This is a genomic window from Bradyrhizobium sp. NBAIM08 (assembly GCF_020193935.1).
GTDB lineage: Bacteria > Pseudomonadota > Alphaproteobacteria > Rhizobiales > Xanthobacteraceae > Bradyrhizobium > Bradyrhizobium yuanmingense.
Map to the genome: position 1 here is coordinate 1 of NZ_JADYVR010000579.1, position 429 is coordinate 429.

The 429-nt window shown below is 70.4% G+C and carries 1 protein-coding gene; it reads right to left on the bottom strand.

Going from position 1 to position 429, the window contains the following annotated elements:
* Positions 1 to 429 (bottom strand): glycosyltransferase family 2 protein (locus I6F37_RS41050; RefSeq protein WP_225154527.1); only part of this gene is annotated, 429 nt, incomplete at both ends.

Sequence of the window (429 nt, forward strand, 5' to 3'; positions counted from 1 at the left end):
GCGTCCTCCGTCACATTCCAGGGATCCCAGCCGCCGAGGCGGCGCAGGATTTCGGTCCGAAGGTGGTTCGAGGTGCCGCCGAGCGGCATCGGCAGGTCGAAGCTGGGCAGCGCCGGGTTCACGACGTCGAACAGGGCCGCGTATTCGACCGCGAAGAAGCGGGTCAGGTGGTTGTCCTCGGCATTGTCGATGACGAGGCGAGCCTGCAGGCAGGCGACGTCCGGATCGGCGGCGGCGAAGGCCGCGACGGCGTGGCGGAGCTGACCTGGCTCCGGCACGTCTTCGGCGTCGTAGACAACGGGAAAGCTGCCTCGGGCCAGGGCGAGCCCGACATTCAGCGCCCGCGGCTTGGTGCGCGGCAATCCGGGCGGTACGGTCACGACCTCGACGAACCCCGGAAGGGTGAGCGCGGCGAGCGCCGCCCTCGTC